The sequence below is a fragment of the Paraburkholderia sp. RL17-347-BIC-D genome (assembly GCF_046027915.1).
Classification (GTDB): Bacteria; Pseudomonadota; Gammaproteobacteria; order Burkholderiales; family Burkholderiaceae; genus Paraburkholderia.
Map to the genome: position 1 here is coordinate 42,715 of NZ_JARESS010000051.1, position 13,908 is coordinate 56,622.

Genomic DNA, 13,908 nt, shown 5'->3' on the forward strand with positions numbered 1-13,908 from the left:
GAGAGGCAGGGAAATAGTTCGACTACGCCCTGTCTCTTACTCTACTCAAGGTCCGAGGGCAGTGGAAGTATTTGTATCGTGCGGTCGACAAGCAGGGCAACACAGTCGATTTCCTGCTGTGTGGCCATCGCGACCAGGTCACGGCGCAGCGCTACTTTGAAAAGTCGATCGACCAAAACGGCGAACCCGAGACGGTGACCATCGATAAGAGCGGCGCGAACCTTGCCGCGCTAGACGCGCTGAACGCCGAATGGGACACCCCGATCAAGATTCGACAGAACAAGTATTTGAATAACATCGTTGAGCAGGACCATCGGGCTATCAAGAGGCGAACGCGTCCGATGCTGGGCTTCAAGAATTTTCGCTGCGCTCGCATCCTGTTAAGCGGCATCGAGCTTGCGCATATGATCGCCAAGGGTCAAATGAAAGACAATTGCACCGAGCGCAGTCGCGCTGAGCAATTCTACTCGCTGGCAGCATAAGTAATCCTCAATATCCTAACGATGATTCGCTCTTCCGCCTTATCGCGACAGATCCCATGGCGATGGTACTACGAGCGCCGCGAAGAAGGGAGGCAACAACTTCGGCTTCAGCGGCCACAAGAAGGTCAAGGGCTGCAAGGTCGTTGCCCTGTGTGACCGCAACTGCAACGTGATCGCGCCGTTCGTGTCGGCCCCGGGCAATCGCAATGAATCGCCGCTGTTGCGCGAAGCAGCCTGATCGAAACCCGCAACCAGTTGCGTCCCTGCGGAACTGGTTGCCGTCACCGATCGCGACGGCCGGATGGATCTGATCGAGAGCATCTGGGACGAGTTGTCCGCGTTGCCGCCTCGGTGCAGACCGGCCAATGCACGGCGGTGCAGGCGCTCCCACGCTTCGGTTCAGCCGCACGCGGACAGCCGGTATACGATGGCGGTGTCTATATCGGGCGGCCGTCCAGCGTTGCGGCTACTTTTTATCGGCACTCTCTTGCAGCGCCCATTCGCCATCGCGCAGACGGCACAAGACGCCTGCCTGATTCAGTGCCTCGAGTTCGAGCGCAATTTCGCGGCCGTCCGTGCTGCCGAGCGCCACGATCAGTTCCATGAAGAATAACGGACCGGCTGCCAGCGCCTCGCGAACGCTGCCGAAACGCCGCTCCGCCGAGGAAGCGGCGAAGCGAGGTGCCAAGGCGCGCCGGCTCTCGATTGTCTCGGGCCGGCCGTAGGGGGCGGTCAAATCGAAACCCACCTTGGCGATGTTGCCGTGGTCGCCGGTCGTGGGGTCCATGTAGAAGGGGGCGAAGCCCTCCAGCACGACGATGTCCCGGTCGCTGCGAAAGCGCGTCGACATCGCCCATTCAACCTGCTCGTTCGAGAACACGTCGACGTCGTCATCGGTCACGTAGATGTATTTGAGCCGGGGAATGGCGGCGAGCGCGGAGATAGCCAGCCGCGCCTGACCGGGCGTGCCGCGCTTGAGCGCAACGCGCGCGCTTTGGCGTCCATTGGTGCCCGGCACGGCGCAGATCGCGGTCGGCTCGATATTCGCCGCGCGCAGCACACGCCACATCTGGAGTTCCGAATTGAGGCCGCCCAGATTCGCCGATTCGGTCCAGCTGAGATGACGGCCGCTGTGGCGCACGGTCTGGTGCAGCACGTCGTTGCGCATCGTAATCGCCGTGACGTGGAACACCGGGTCCATGTGCACGGGCCCGTAGTAGCCGTAGAACTCGCCGTAGGGGCCTTCTTTCTCGCTATACCCCAGCTCGTCGAAATAGCCCTCGACGATCATTTCCGCGTCCGCCGGCGCCAGCACGCCGTTGGTCAGGCCGCGAACCATTGGCACCGGCTCGCCGCGCAGCGTGCCGACGAGGCCGAATTCGTCGACCGGAATTCGTTGGCCGGCCGCCAGATAATCCAACGGATGCGAGCCGATCGCGAAGCTGGCCGGCAGCTTTTCGCCGCGTTCCACGCAGGCGAGGTACACGCGCTTCAGATCGGACGGCTGGGAGAGATTGGCGCGCATGGTGTTCCTGCTGCGGAACATCAGGCGCCGGCAGCCGACGTTGGTCCGGCCGGTGACGGGGTCGACGCTGTAGTCGATGCCCGATGAGATGTACGGCGCGCCGTCATATTCGTGCTGAAGGTGAAACGGCAGCTTCATGAGGTCGATGTCGTCGCCGGTCTGGACGATCTGGTGCACCGGCGCCTGTTCCGACGACACCTCGACGACCGTCTGCGGATTGGCCATGCGCCGCGTGTATTCGGCAATGAGCTCGCTTTCCTCGACGCCGAACGCCATCGCCAGCCGTTTGCGGCTGCCCGAAACGGCGGCGATCATTTCGAACTTCTCCTGCCCGACCCGCCTGAAGAGCGACGCCTTCGGCGTTTCGTCGATCCGCGCGCTCAGATCGGCGAGCGAAACGGGATCTTCATGGATCGCGACTTCACCGGCATCGATCAGCTTCTCGACGAAGCGACGCAGGCGGAATTTGTCGAAGTCGAAGGGGGTGTCGTTGTTACTCATGGTTCGTCCTGGTTTCGTTAGTCTTTCTGCTTGAGCATTTCGTTTGAAGAGTTGACGGTCGCGTGCAGGTTCTGGGCGAAGTCCACCGCGCCACGGATGCTCATGTCCGGCGCCGAGCGCAGATATTCCTTGATGCCGCATAGCGCTGGCCGCGGCATGTTCAGCATCGCGCTCCTGAGCGCCTCGAACGCCGCATCGAGCCCGGCGTCGGGCACCACCTCGCTGACTAGGCCATAGGCCAGCGCGGCGGCGGCGTCGATCTCCCGGGTCGAATAGACCAGATAGGCCAGTTCCTTCGCCGGCATGCGATCGATCAATGCCGACATCACCATGGTTGGCAGGATGTTGTGGGCCATTTCGGGAATCTGGAAGCTCGCCGTGCTGGCCGCCAGCGTGATGTCGCACAGCGCCGCGATCGCGCAGCCGAAACCGTGCGCGCGGCCGCGGACCACGCCGATCACCGGCACCGGCGTGGCGCGGAACGCGTCGTAGCAGCGAAAGATCACCTCGGTTTTGCGGCGCCGGTCGAGCGCCTGCGGTTGGGTGCCGCTGCGCTTGCCCATCGACATCCGGCCGCTGCAGAAATCCGCGCCGGCGCCGCGCAGCACGACGAGGTCCGCCTCGTCCGCCGCCGCATCGAGCAGATCGGCCAGCTCCCGGGCCATGTCGTCGGAGACGGCGTTGTCGTGCGCCGGGTTGTCGATGGTCAGTTCGAGGCAACGCCCGTGCAGTTGTCGAATGATGGTGCCGTTCATGGGTAGGCTCTCGTTAGTCTGGGGTATGGCCGCGCTGGCGCGCATCCTGAATCGCCTGCCACACCCGCTCGGGTGTCGCCGGCATGTCGATATGCGTCACGCCAAACTCGGCCAGCGCGTCGACGAGGGCGTTGATGACCACCCCGAGCGCCGGCGTCGTGCCACCTTCGCCGCCGGCGCGCACGCCGAGCGGATTGGTCGGCGAGGGCGTTTCGCTGATCTCCGTGATGAAGTCGGGCAGGTCGGAGGCGCGCGGAATCGCGTAATCCATGAAGGAGCCCGACAGCAACTGGCCGCTGCCGTCCTCGTAGTAGCAGCGTTCCAGAAGCGCCTGGCCGATGCCCTGAGCGATGCCGCCGTGGGCCTGGCCGTGCAGGATCAATGGATTGATGGCCTGCCCCACGTCGTCGACAGCGATGTAATCGATCAGCTCGACCGTGCCCGTATCGGCATCCACCTCGACCTCGCAGACATGGCTGCCGAACGGGTAGCCGGCAACCTGCACGGTCTCGTCGGATACGGCGGCGAGCGGGCCGCGCACATCGTCGGGCAGCAGCGCGGCGGGGTCGGCGGCCGCGGCGGCGATCTCGAAGATGTCAAAAGTAGCCGGGGTGCCGGGCGCGCCGAAGCGGCCGTTCTCGAACCGCACGGCGGCGGGACTATCCAGTTTCAGCAGATGGGCGGCGATGCGCGTCGCCTGGCCGAGCAACGCCTCGCTGGCCTTGCCGATCACGATGCCGGCCAGACGCATCGAGCGCCCGGAATGGGAGCCGCCGCCGCCCTGCACGATGTCGGTGTCGCCGGTGACGATGCGCACCTGGCCGATGGGCACCTTGAACCATTCCACGATCAACTGGGCGAAGCTCGTCTCGTGACCCTGGCCGCTCGACAGCGTGCCGATCACCACGTCGACACGCCCGATCGGCAGCACCGTGACTTCGGCGCGTTCGCGCGGCATGCCGGAGGTGATTTCGACGTAGTTGGCCACGCCGATGCCGCGATATTTGCCGCGCCGGCGCGCTTCGGTCCGGCGTTGCGGGAACGTGTGCCAGTTGCCAAGTTCGAGCGCGCGCTCCATGACCTGCGGATACGCACCGCTGTCATAGGTCAGGCCGAGCGGATTGGCGTACGGGAAGCGGTCCGGCTGGATCAGATTGCGCCGGCGCAGTTCGACCCGATCGAAGCCGTGCTCGCATGCGGCCATGTCGATCAGCCGTTCCATGACGAACATCGCCTCCGGGCGGCCGGCGCTGCGGTAGGAGTTGGTCGACGGCGTGTTGCTGTTGACCGCGCACCCGCGAAAACTGGCGCACGGTATGTCGTAGACACTGCTCATCAGGCCGATGCCTTTGGTCAGCGGTACGAAGGAAACCGTGTGGGCGCCGACGTTGCTCAGGTTGTAGCCGCGCATCGCGAGGAACCGCCCATCCTCGTCGAGCGCCAGCTCCGCCTCGACATAAAGATCGCGTCCCTGATAGTCGCTCAGGAACGCCTCCTGGCGCTCGCAGTTCCAGTGCACCGGTCGCCCGATGCGCCGCGAGGCCCAGGCTAGCACGGCGAACTCCGGGTAGAACGCATTGCGGGTGCCGAAATTACCCCCGACGTCGCGCGCGACCACGCGCACCATCGATTCCTCGATACCGAGAATGTGGGCGAGTTCCCGCTTCTGCCGGACCACGTTGCCGCTGCCGGCGAACAGCGTATAGCGGCCCGTCTGCGCATCGTGGCTGCCGAGGGCGGCGCGCGGCTCCATGGGCACGCCGGTCAGCCGCTGAATCCACGTCTTGATCGAGGTGACATGGGCGGCGCGGGCGAAGGCGGCATCCGTTGCCTCGGTATCGCCGATCCGGGCATCGAGGGCGATATTGGCGTGCTCATCCCACACGCGCGGCGCGTCCGGCGCGGCGGCCGCCAGCGTGGCGGTCACCGCGGTCAGCGCCTCGTAATCGATAGCGACGAGTTCGGCGGCATCTTTGGCGATCGTCACCGTCTCGGCGACAACGATCGCCACCGCCTCACCGACGAAGCGCGCCCGGTCTGCCGGCAGCGGCAGATGGGGCGAAATGAACTTCGCCGAGCCGTCGGTATTGGAGAGTTTGACGTCCGCCTCGTGTCCCAGCACCGGCCGGTGCGGCAGCGACTTCAATCCATCCGCCTCGACATCCTTGCCGGTCAGAACGGCGATGACCCCGTCGAGCGCCAGCGCGGCTGACGCGTCGATCGACTCAATCCGCGCATGGGCATGAGGAGAACGAATGAAATAGGCATGGGCCTGGCCGGGCAGGTTGAGGTCGTTGCTATAGCAACCTTGACCCTGTACCAGCCGCAGATCTTCGCGGCGCGGTACCGGTTGGCCGATGCCGTCATGGGGTGGCTGAGACTGGTTCACGACAATCCTCGGCTCGTCTGGATTCGCGCATCCTGCCGGGTGCTCGGCGGCTGCGGGGTGCGCATCATCAGCAGCACGGCCGCCATCGCGAACAGCATCGGCAGGGCCGCACAATAGAAGATGGTGGCGAGCGGCCAGTGGTTGGCGATCATCAGGCCGCCCAGGAACGGACCGATCACCGACAGCAGGCGGGCAACACCGAACGCCCAGCTGGACCCGGTTGCGCGGATACGGGTGGGATAAAGCGTCGCGGACAGCGCGCCGAGCGTCATCTGCGACCCGATCACGGCGAAGCCGCCGATAAAGATGGTGACCATCAGGCCGATTTGCGACGTGCCCGCCCGGCTGATCAGCGCGATCCCGGCGCAGCCCATCGCGAAGACGGTCGCCAGAACTTTGTAGTAGCCGAACCGGTCGGCGAAAATCCCCATCAGCGCTATGCCGATGAAGCCGCCGAATTGCAGCATGGTGGCCGTGCGCAGCGCCTGCGGCACTGGCAAGCCGGTCTGGACCACCAGGCTCGGCAGCCAGTTGTTCATGAAATTCAGTACGACCAGGTTCATGAACAGGCAAGTCCACAGCAACAGCGTGATACGGGTGCGGTTTTCCGTGAACAGCTCCCGCACATGTGAGAAGGCGCCATTCTTTCCGGTGTCGCGGCCGGTCGTCAACATCATAAAGTGCGCGTCGGCGGGGAAAGCCAGCGAGGGGGCGATCTTGCGCATGATGGCGGCGACGCGCGCCGTATCGTTGCGCAGCGTGAGGAAGCGGATCGATTCGGGCATCCAGAGCCGTAGCGCAAGGCCAAGCAGCAGCGGCAGCGCCGCGCCCACGTAAAAAACCGAGCTCCAGCCAAAACGCGGCACCATATGAAGGGAGAGGAATCCGCCCGACGCGGCGCCGACCGCATAGCCGCAAGTCATGATGGTGACCATCTTGGCACGATGCCTGAGCGGCGCGTATTCATTGCAGAGCACGACCACGAGCGGAATCACCGCGCCGAGCATGAGGCCGATGCAGAAACGCAGCAACGCGAGTTCGGAGATGGTGGTTGACTGGGCCAGCAGAAGAGAGAACACGGCGAAGCACAGCACGGTGAACAGCAGGGTCTTCACCCGGCCGTAGCGATCGCCGAACGGACCGATAAGGATGCTACCGAGGCCGACGCCGAATACGCCGGCGCTGAATACCGGACCAAGCGCGCCGGCACCGAGATGCCACGCCGACTTCAGGGCGGGCGCTACATATCCAATCATCTGGTTGTCGAAGCCGTCGAGCATCAACGTGATGGCGCCCAACAGGGCGACGCGTATCTGCAACCAGCTGATTTTTTGACCGTCAATGATCTCGACGACGTTGATCGGGTCAGCCATGCCGTGTCTCCTTACGCTGCATTCAGATGCGTGCGTTTTATCGGCTTTGTTAATCCGCTGCGGCTAAAACCTGCCACAGTCGACCTGACATCTGTAATTCGCTAAGCGAAATGTGATGCGCATAGTGAATTTTAAGGACGTGCCTTGAGACTGTCAACGCGAAACTAATGTTTCGCGGGTCACGCTGCGGGTCATGCATGTGCGTCATGCAGATTGTAGGTAAGCACCGGCGGCATGCCGTTGACAGCGGAGCCGGCCTCACCGTACTATTTGCTGTGCGTTTTTATATTTGCAATGCAAATTAAGAGGACAACCTATGAATGTACTGAACGCGGCGATACAGGACCTGGTGATGGCTAATCACATTCTCGCCAATGAAAACATCGTGGATGCTTACGGTCATGTCAGCATCCGGCACCCGGAGAATCCTCAGCGCTTCCTGCTCTCCTGCTCGCGCAGCCCCGAATTCGTCAAGGCCGACGACATTCTCGAATTCGGCTTCGACGGCGAACCGGTCGTGCCCGGCGGCAAGAAGCCGTATCTCGAGCGCTTCATTCATGCGGGCGTCTATGCGGCCCGGCCCGACGTGCATGCCGTCATCCATAGTCACGCCGCCGACGTGCTGCCTTTCACTATCAGCACCCGGCCGTTGCAGCCAGTGCTCAACACCGCGTCGGGTATCGGTGAGCACGTGCCAGTCTGGGACATCCGCGACAACTTCGGCGACACGAACATTCTGGTCGAAAGCATCGCGCAGGCGAACGACCTTGCGCGCACGCTGGCCGATAACAGCGTCACGCTGATGCGAGGGCACGGCTTCACTGTCGTCGGCCGCACACTGGTCGAAGCGGTGAAGTCTGCTATCTACCTTCCACTCAACGCTCGCGTGATGCTGGCGGCACTGAGCCTCGGCGGCGAGATAAAGCCTTTGTCGCCGGGCGAAATCGCCGTGCGCCTCAAGACCCCCGTCGACTCTCCCGCCTATACCCGGGCATGGGAATACTGGACCAATCGCGTCAAGCTTGCCGGCGCGGCGACCTGCAGCTGCTGCAGCGGCAAGCATGATGCAAACAAGGAAGGAGAATAAATCGTGCAGAGCGAATGGATTGCGCTGCCGGGCACGGATGATTTCGGCATGCAGGCTTACCGCATCGCGGCGGCGGGCGAGGCGGCGGCGCCGACCGTCATCGTGCTGCACGAAATTTTCGGCGTGAACGAGGCGATGCGCGACGTCGGCGGGATGCTTGCCCGTGAAGGTTTCGAGGTGCTGATCCCAGACCTGTTCTGGCGCGTCGAGCCGCGCATCTCGCTCGGCTATGTCGAGCCGGACCGCGGCCGGGCCGCACAGATCATGCGCGATTTCGATACTGAGCTGGGTCTCGCCGACATTGGCCGGCTGATCGCCAGGTTGAAGCAGCGGTCCGGCGAACAGCACCGGGTCGGCGCCATCGGCTTCTGCATCGGCGGCAAGCTCGCAACGCTGCTGGGTGCGCGGGGCGAGATCGATGGCGGCGTCTCCTTCTACGGCGTGCAACTGAGCGATTACGTTGACGAGATCGCGGCGGCTAAATCGCGTCTCATGCTTCATTTCGGCGGGCAGGACGCACAAATACCGATCACGCTCGTCGACCGGATCGAAGCGGCTTCGAGGCCTAACCCGCTGGTGGATGTGCGCCTCTATCCGGAGGCGAAGCATGGCTTCTTCAATCCGGCGCGAACCGACCGGCATCATCCGGAAGCTGCCGTCGAGGCGGGCGCGGAAACGCTGACGATGCTGCGCAAAACGCTGGGTTTCACGGGCGCATCCTGACGTGTGGGTCGGCCTCGCGGAGCGGCCCTTAAGGGCGTTCGTGAAGCCCACCGCAAGGACGCTACGAAGTCACCTTAGGCGCTTGCGATATCGACGGCGCGTCTCGCAATCACACCAACGAGATGCGCGCGATAGGCCGCGCCCGAGTGAATGTCGCTGTTCATCATGTCGACCGGGGTCTCGATCCCGTCGAGGGATGACGAGCTGAACGATTTGTCTAGCGCTTCCTCAAAGGCGCGATGGCGAAAGACGCCATCCTGGCCGGCGCCGGTCACGGCAACGCGTACACCTGCCGCCATTTTCGCCACGAATACGCCGACCGTCGCGTAGCGCGATGCCGGGTTCGGGAATTTCACATACGCGGCGCACTCCGCCACCGGTAACCGGATCTCGGTGATCAATTCGCCCGGTTCGAGCGCGGTGGTGAACATGCCCTGGAAATAATCGTCGGCGGCAATCTCGCGCCGGTCGGTTTTGATAATGGCATCCAGCGCGAGCACGGCGGACGGGTAGCACGCAGAAGGATCGTTGTTGGCCAGAGAACCGCTGATGGTGCCGCGGTATCGCACCTGGCGATCGCCGATATGGCCGGCGAGATAAGCGAGGGCCGGAATGGCTTGCTGGACGATCGGCGAGGCCGCCACCACGCCGTGCGGCGTCATCGCGCCGATTACTAGCGTGTCATCTTCGCGGCGGATGTAGGACAGGCCAAGGCCGCTAAGATCCACCACGACGGAGGGTTGGCTGAAGCGCTGCTTCAGCACGGGGATGAAGGTCATGCCGCCGGCGATCGCCTTGGCCGCGTCGTCTTCCGACAGAATTCTGACCGCCTCTTCGAGCGCGGATGGCTTCACATATTCGAAGTCGTACATATCATCTGCCTCCGGCTATTTCGCGGCCTTCGCCGCGTCAGCGTGCATCAGCGGCCACGCGGCCTCGACCGCTCTGACGATGTTGTGATACCCGGTACAGCGGCAAAGATTGCCCTCCATCGCATGGCGGATCTGCTTCGTCGTGAGGCCATCCGGATGAGTTTCCACCAGGTTGATCGCGCTCATCATCATGCCAGGCGTACAGAATCCACACTGCAACGCGTGGTGCTTGCGAAACATCTCCTGCATCGGATGCAGCGTACCGTCCGGCGCGCTCAGCCCCTCGATGGTCGTAATCGTGGCGCCATCGGCCTGAACGGCCAGGAACGTGCACGACTTGATCGATTTGCCGTCCAGCTGCACGACACAGCAGCCACATTGACTGGTATCGCATCCGACATGCGTGCCGGTTAGACCGAGCTTGTCGCGCAGCAGCTCGACCAGCAATGTTCTGCCCTCGACCTCAGCCGATGATGGCTGTCCGTTCACCGTTAGGGTAATGCGAGGCATGTGCTCCTCCGAAGTGCGACGTCATTGGAATAACCCAGAACCCAACTGGCAGCGGAACGATTGAAGCTCCGCCAAGGCCGCCGCTATTGTTCGTCGCTGTTAAGTCTCAGGTTGCCTTGTCGCGTCGTGTTAATTTGCAAAGCGGATAACAAAACGCATAGCAAATAGTACGGGCGAGGGGGCGGCACTGTCAATGGGAGGTGGAGTCGCCATCGCGGACTCGCTGCGTCCGGCATTGCGAGCATTGCGAGCGACGCTATCCCAATTCCGTTGCATCCAGATAATGGGTCGTTGCCAGACCGCTCCGCGACGTGTTGACAGCGTAAAGAGTCACCGATAGACTATTTGCAAATAGATATTCGCACAGCAAATAAACGTAAGCGAAATCAACGACGTCATGAGCCGGGGCGACAAGGGGCGTTACGTGCTGAAAGCGGCACGCGGCACGGCTGCTCCCTGCCGCGACCACGGCTTATGAATTAATGCACGCCATCTTTAAGGAGGATCACCGGTGACGATAAGGATCGCGAAATGTATGTGCGATTGCCCAGTTAAGAGGAAGGATGTTCGTCGCCTGTCAGGCCGCAAACGCGGTTAGCGCAGGCAAACAACCCCGGCTCAGATAACGGCATTCGCCAGTCGGGCAACAGGCGAAGCCGACGCAATGACAAATCAAACACACATGACAGCCAAACCAGACTTATTGGAATGCGAAATTTTGGTGATTGGCGCCGGACCGGTCGGACTGGCGCTGGCCGGCGACCTCGGCTCGCGAGGCCGCCAATGCATCGTCGTCGATCGCGGTGACGGCTCGGTCTTCCAGCCGAAGATGGACCTCGTCGGAATCCGTACGATGGAGTTCTGCCGCCGTTGGGGAATCGTCGGCGACGTGGAGGCAAGCCCCTACGATCGCGACTATCCGCAGGACAACGTCTATCTGACGACCCTCAATGGCTACGAGCTGGGCCGCCAGGCGATGCCGTCGATGCGGGCAGAGCTGCCGCCTCCCGAGAGTCCGCAGAAACGCGAGCGCTGCCCGCAGAACATGTTCGATCCGATCCTGCGGAACTTCGCCGAGGCTCAGCCGGGCATACGGTTGCTCTACCAGCACGAATATGTTTCGTTCGATGAAGACGGCGACGGCGTGACCGCGAAAATCGTGCGGCAGTCCGACAACCACGCGTTCGGAATCCGCGCGCGATACCTGGTGGGCTGCGACGGCGGCAGGAGCAGCGTGCGCGAGCAGCTCGGCATCGGCATGAAAGGCAAGGGCGTGCTGACCTACACGACCAACATGATCTTCCGTTGTCCGGAATTGAACCGCCTGCACGACAAGGCGCCAGGCTACCGGTATATGTTCGTCGACGGCACGGGTGTCTGGGCGACCATCGTTGCGATCAATGGCAATGACTGCTGGCGCATGTCGATCGTCGGCAACGCAGACGAGCGCACGCGCTATACCCACGATGAACTGAAACGCTTCGCCTGTCGGGCACTGGGGCGTTCATTCGAGCCGGAGATCCTCAGCGTGCTGAACTGGACCCGCGAGGAGCTGGTCGCCGAGCGCTACCGCCGCGGGCGCGTGTTCATCTGCGGCGATGCCTGCCATCTGACCTCGCCGACCGGCGGCCTCGGCATGAACACCGGGATTGGCGATGCAGTCGACTTGTCGTGGAAGCTCGACGCCGCGCTGCAAGGGTGGGGCGGACCGGCCCTGTTCGATGCCTACGAGACGGAGCGCAAGCCGATCGCCGAGCGCATCACGCGCTTTTCGACCGGCAACCTTGAAACGATGAAGCGGGTGGCCAACAGCAGCCGGCTCGAGGAAGACAGCGCGATCGGCGAGGCCGAGCGGCGCAGTGTGGGTGAAGCCCTCGGCGAGGGCCTGAAACGCGAGTGGTTCTCGCTGAACATGCATCTCGGCAACCGCTATGTCGACTCGCCGGTCTGCGTCTATCCGGAGTACGAGGACCGCGAGCAGATCGCCGCCGAGTACAACGACGGCGTCAATTACCGGGCCACGACGCGCCCCGGCTGCCGCGCCCCGCATGCGTGGCTCGCCGACGGCCGCTCGACGCTCGACCTGTTCGGCCGCGGCTATGTGCTGGTGAGCTTTATCGCCGACGACGGGCTGCAGCGCTTCGCCGACGCGGCGCGCGAGGCCCGCGTGCCACTCGCATTGCACACGCTCGACGAACCGGCCGTGGCCGCGCTCTATGAAAAGCGCCACGTGCTGGTGCGTCCCGACGGACACGTCGCATGGCGCGGCGACGCGCTTCCGACCGACCCGGCCGCGCTTCTCGCAACGATTTCTGGAAAGACGAAGGAAGAACGATGAAACTGTTTCGCTTTGACGACGGCCGGATTGGCATGCAATCCGGTCAGGAAAGCTTCGACATTACCGACGCGCTGGGCATCGACACGAAAATGTGGCCGCCGGTGCAGATGGTGCAGGTGATCCGCCAGTTGTGCGAGTCGGCGCCGGCCGTGCTCGACCATCCGAAGACTCGCCGCATCGATTTCGCTGCCGTGCGTCTGCTCGTGCCGATCGAATGGCCGAACAAGCTGCTCGCGCTGCCGGTTAACTACGTCGCGCACGGCGCCGAAATGAAGTCGGTCAATCGCGCCGACCTGAATGGATTTTTTCTCAAGGCCAATTCGTCGCTCTCGGGTCCAAACGACGCCGTCGTGCTGCCCGATCTTCCCGGCCGCGAAATTCATCACGAGTGCGAACTCGGCATCGTGATCGGCAAGGGCGGCCGCAACGTGAGCCGCGCGGACGCGTACAAGCACATTTTCGGCTATGCATGCCTGATCGACATGGTGGTGCGCGGCAAGGAAGAACGCGTGATGCGCAAGTCGTACGACACATTTTGCCCGTTTGGACCGTGGATCGTCACCGCGGACGAGGTGCCGGACCCGGGCAATCTGCAGACCCGCCTGTGGGTCAACGACGAACTGCGGCAGGACTCGAACACGAAGGATCTCATCGTCGATATTCCCGGCATGATCGAGCTGATCTCTCGTGTCGCCACGCTGTATCCCGGCGACATCATCGCGGCCGGCACGCCGGCCGGCGTCGGCCCTGTCCAACCGGGCGATCGTATGCGCATCGCCATCGACCACGTCGGAGAAATGACGCTGGACGTCCGCTAGGCAATTTTCCTGAGGCAGGAGCCCGACATGGATTTCAAGGGATCACAAACGATCAAGGCGCCGCGTAGCCTTGTGTGGAAATGCCTGAACGACCCGGAGGTGCTGCAGAACTGCGTGCCGGGTTGCCAGTCGTTCACCGCGGCAAACGACGATGAGTTTCTCGCGACGGTCACCGTTTCGGTCGGTCCGGTCAAGGCGAACTTCAAGGGCAACCTGAAGCTGTCCAACCGGGTCGAGCCGGAGGGATACCGGATCGCCGGCCAAGGCGAGGGCGGGATCGCCGGCTTCGGCAAGATGAACGCCGAGGTGGCGCTCAGTGATGCCGGCGAGGAGACGGTACTGTCGTATGTTGCCGACGCGGAAGTCGGCGGCAAGCTCGCGCAGATCGGCGCGCGGCTCGTTGCGTCGGTGGCGAACAAGTTAGTCGCCGCCTTTTTTCAACGCTTCAACGACACCGTCAGCGAGCTCGCGGCACAGCAATGAAGCACCGCGGCGGCCCCGCCCGGCCCGCCGCCGCGGGGGGGGTGTCGACGCC

The 13,908-nt window shown here is 63.2% G+C and carries 11 protein-coding genes and 2 pseudogenes; 7 read left to right on the forward strand and 6 right to left on the reverse strand.

Annotated elements, in window-relative coordinates; all coding sequences use genetic code 11:
- Positions 1 to 38: 38 nt before the first annotated feature.
- Positions 39 to 482, forward strand: a pseudogene (locus P0D96_RS39090) (IS6 family transposase); the annotation flags it as partial.
- A gap of 244 nt (positions 483 to 726) precedes the next feature.
- A pseudogene (locus P0D96_RS39095) lies at positions 727 to 932 on the forward strand (Tn3 family transposase); the annotation flags it as partial.
- Between the two features lie 16 nt (positions 933 to 948).
- On the opposite strand, the gene P0D96_RS39100 reads toward P0D96_RS39095, so the two are convergent.
- The 4 genes from P0D96_RS39100 to P0D96_RS39115 are packed head-to-tail and all read right to left on the reverse strand — an operon-like array spanning position 949 to position 7,025.
- Positions 949 to 2,508: a UbiD family decarboxylase domain-containing protein gene (locus P0D96_RS39100; RefSeq protein WP_408319155.1), complete on the reverse strand. Its 1,560-nt coding sequence runs from the start codon at positions 2,506 to 2,508 to the stop codon at positions 949 to 951.
- 17 nt (positions 2,509 to 2,525) lie between these two features.
- Positions 2,526 to 3,263: an enoyl-CoA hydratase/isomerase family protein gene (locus P0D96_RS39105; RefSeq protein ID WP_408319157.1), complete on the reverse strand. Its 738-nt coding sequence runs from the start codon at positions 3,261 to 3,263 to the stop codon at positions 2,526 to 2,528.
- Between the two features lie 13 nt (positions 3,264 to 3,276).
- Positions 3,277 to 5,652 carry a xanthine dehydrogenase family protein molybdopterin-binding subunit gene (locus P0D96_RS39110; RefSeq protein ID WP_408319159.1) on the reverse strand — a complete coding sequence of 792 codons (2,376 nt, stop codon included), beginning with the start codon at positions 5,650 to 5,652 and terminating at the stop codon, positions 3,277 to 3,279.
- Positions 5,649 to 7,025 (reverse strand): MFS transporter, encoded by a 1,377-nt coding sequence (locus P0D96_RS39115; RefSeq protein ID WP_408319161.1) that lies wholly within the window; start codon positions 7,023 to 7,025, stop codon positions 5,649 to 5,651. Before P0D96_RS39115 ends, P0D96_RS39110 begins: the two co-directional genes overlap by 4 nt.
- A 316-nt stretch (positions 7,026 to 7,341) precedes the next feature.
- On the opposite strand from P0D96_RS39115, the gene P0D96_RS39120 reads away from it, so the two are divergent.
- Both P0D96_RS39120 and P0D96_RS39125 read left to right on the forward strand, forming a co-directional pair.
- Complete coding sequence (locus tag P0D96_RS39120) at positions 7,342 to 8,112, forward strand: class II aldolase/adducin family protein (RefSeq protein WP_408292155.1); 771 nt, start codon at positions 7,342 to 7,344, stop codon at positions 8,110 to 8,112.
- Between the two features lie 3 nt (positions 8,113 to 8,115).
- On the forward strand, positions 8,116 to 8,835 hold the full coding sequence (locus P0D96_RS39125; protein ID WP_408319163.1) for a dienelactone hydrolase family protein: 720 nt from the start codon (positions 8,116 to 8,118) through the stop codon (positions 8,833 to 8,835).
- Between the two features lie 74 nt (positions 8,836 to 8,909).
- Here the strand turns inward: P0D96_RS39125 and P0D96_RS39130 are convergent, their stop codons facing one another.
- A complete protein-coding gene (locus tag P0D96_RS39130) occupies positions 8,910 to 9,707 on the reverse strand; it encodes an FAD binding domain-containing protein (RefSeq protein WP_408319164.1) in 798 nt (265 codons plus the stop codon).
- 15 nt (positions 9,708 to 9,722) lie between these two features.
- Complete coding sequence (locus P0D96_RS39135; RefSeq protein WP_408319166.1) at positions 9,723 to 10,217, reverse strand: (2Fe-2S)-binding protein; 495 nt, start codon at positions 10,215 to 10,217, stop codon at positions 9,723 to 9,725.
- 682 nt (positions 10,218 to 10,899) lie between these two features.
- Between P0D96_RS39135 and P0D96_RS39140 the strand changes: the two genes are divergently transcribed.
- From P0D96_RS39140 to P0D96_RS39150, 3 genes are read left to right on the forward strand one after another with little or no spacing between them, the layout of a single operon-like run.
- Entirely contained in the window at positions 10,900 to 12,555 is a 1,656-nt protein-coding gene (locus P0D96_RS39140) for an FAD-dependent oxidoreductase (protein WP_408292163.1), read from the forward strand.
- Positions 12,552 to 13,373 (forward strand): fumarylacetoacetate hydrolase family protein, encoded by an 822-nt coding sequence (locus tag P0D96_RS39145; RefSeq protein WP_408292165.1) that lies wholly within the window; start codon positions 12,552 to 12,554, stop codon positions 13,371 to 13,373. Before P0D96_RS39140 ends, P0D96_RS39145 begins: the two co-directional genes overlap by 4 nt.
- Positions 13,374 to 13,400: 27 nt before the next feature.
- Positions 13,401 to 13,856 (forward strand): SRPBCC family protein, encoded by a 456-nt coding sequence (locus tag P0D96_RS39150; protein WP_408319168.1) that lies wholly within the window; start codon positions 13,401 to 13,403, stop codon positions 13,854 to 13,856.
- The last annotated feature ends 52 nt before the right edge of the window (positions 13,857 to 13,908 follow it).